This window comes from Parasynechococcus sp. (assembly GCF_042954245.1).
GTDB lineage: Bacteria > Cyanobacteriota > Cyanobacteriia > PCC-6307 > Cyanobiaceae > Parasynechococcus.
In genome coordinates this window covers 1-2,066 of sequence record NZ_JBGKDP010000126.1, presented here as the reverse complement: position 1 = coordinate 2,066, position 2,066 = coordinate 1, and the positions used below count along the sequence as shown (strand labels likewise).

Here is a 2,066-nt window from a genome sequence, read left to right as displayed (position 1 = left end):
CCTGGTGGTGGTGCTGCTCACCGTCGTCGTTGCAACATCCACCGTCAGCGGCATTCAAAAAGGGATCAAATGGCTATCGGAACTCAACGTCTGGCTCACCCTGGCCCTGGCGGCGGGCCTGCTGCTGCTAGGCCCGGGCCTTTGGCTGATTCAGCACTTCTTCAGTGGCTTTGGCACTTACCTGATCCATCTTCCGCAGATGGCCCTCACACCCAATGCCGTGCCGGCGAACTGGGCGAACGGCTGGACGGTGTTCTACTGGGGTTGGTTCCTTGGCTATGCGCCCTTGATGGGGCTGTTTACCGCTGGAGTCAGCCGCGGTAGGAGCATCCGTGAACTGTTTCTGGCAGTGGCCATCTTCTGCCCGATCGTGACCAACCTTTGGTTCACCCTGCTGGGGGGCACCGGATTGCATCTGGAGTTGGCCGGGGGCGGCATCAGTGAAGCCCTGGCCCAGAACGGAGCCGCCGCTGCGCTGCTGACAATCCTCAGCCAACTCCCCCTGGCCGGCTTACTGATTCCTATCGGTCTAGTACTGGTTGTTCTGTTTATGTGCACCAGCGCCGACTCGATGAGTTATGCCGCGGCCATGGTGGTGAGTGGCCGCAACGAGCCGCCTGCTCTGCTACGCCTTTTCTGGGCCTTGATGATCGGCAGCCTCACCTTGGTCCTACTGCGGATCGGCACGGGACTGGGGGATAGTACCTCCATCGATGCCCTGCAAGCCTTCATTGTGATCACCGCGGTTCCGGTCACTCCGCTGGTGCTGGCCACCCTCTGGAGCGCGCCAAGACTGGCCTGGAAAGAATGGCGATGCGGCAGAAGCACTCCGCACCGACCCCGATGTTAGACATCGAGGTCGGTGCGGAGTGCAGCAGCAACGGCAGGCGGCCTGAAGAAAATAGGAGGCTTCGGAGGACCGCTCAAGTGGTAAGCGCATCTTGATCCTGCAGGCCGAGAGGGGTCTGCGGTTGGGAGTCGAGGACCACTTGGCCTCCTCCCCACGCCATTGACAATCAGGTGTAGTCGTCCGACCTCAGCTTGCGGAGACGAATTAACCGTGAACAACAAGCAATCCCCTTGATGTGGGAGGGTGCGAGTATGAGTCAAACTACCAGAGGAATTCCGATCTGGGTCGGCAGAGAGTCAGGACAACGGAAGCGTTACTTGAGATCGTTGGAGAAAGATCTGGCGGCTGAGCTGGGACCTGATTGGCAGAATATGATCGAGCTGGCGAAGGACGGCTAACGCCTTCGTTTCGTCTTGCCTTCTACCGAAGCAAGGGTGTGACGCTGGTCTGATCAGCGCTGCCACGCGTTGGTGGCGTTTACTCTGTTGGTGAGCTGGCCGCAACCGGCGTGGCGGGTGTTGTTGTTTTGTGCTGGGTCGAAGGTTTGTCTCAGCTCGCCTTCCTGTAGGTGATGTGAACCCTCTTCGCCACGCAAGTGCGATTGCTACGTCAATGTATTTTAACGGTGTACGCCTTGGCCGCGGTGGAGTTGTACCCAGTTCCAGTCATGTGATCGAGCTGGTGGATGGCGCTCACCACGGCGCCAGGGTTCTTTTGCTGCATCGTCTACCCAGCCGCGGCCATCAGCGTTTGGATTGACAACGAAAGCAGCTCTTGCTGGTCGATGCTGGTCTCATCGATGTCGAGCTTGATCTGTTGACAGGCCCGCCAAAGAGGAAGGCCGTCTCTTCCAGCTGGGAGGGGCGGCCTCCTCATTTGATGAGGCACAGGTGAGTCGTTCCCTACGACGCCTTGCTGTTTTTGCAGGGGCGTTCACCTCGCTTCAACTTGAGCCAGATCGCTTTCTCAAGCGCCGTCAGCTTTGGAGACCTCTCATGCAATGCAGCTTCGGCACGTCTCCTGGCGGCAATGATGAAACGGTCTGTCTTGTCTACTCCGTCGAATCCCATGTCCTTAAAGAGGGCGACGGTCGAAAACTAGACATATGAAATAGGCGTGCATCGAATGCCAGTGAGCCCTCACTTCAAACGAGGACAAGAGCTAACCGGGACTCCACTCACCCAAACAAATCTTGGCCATCGCGAACGATTTCTTT

1 protein-coding gene is annotated in these 2,066 nt (G+C 58.1%); it reads left to right on the top strand.

From position 1 onward, the window contains the following. The coding region (locus ACGVJ8_RS05675; protein ID WP_392346222.1) for a BCCT family transporter at positions 1-850 on the top strand (850 nt) is incomplete at its 5' end. Positions 851-2,066: the final 1,216 nt, after the last annotated feature.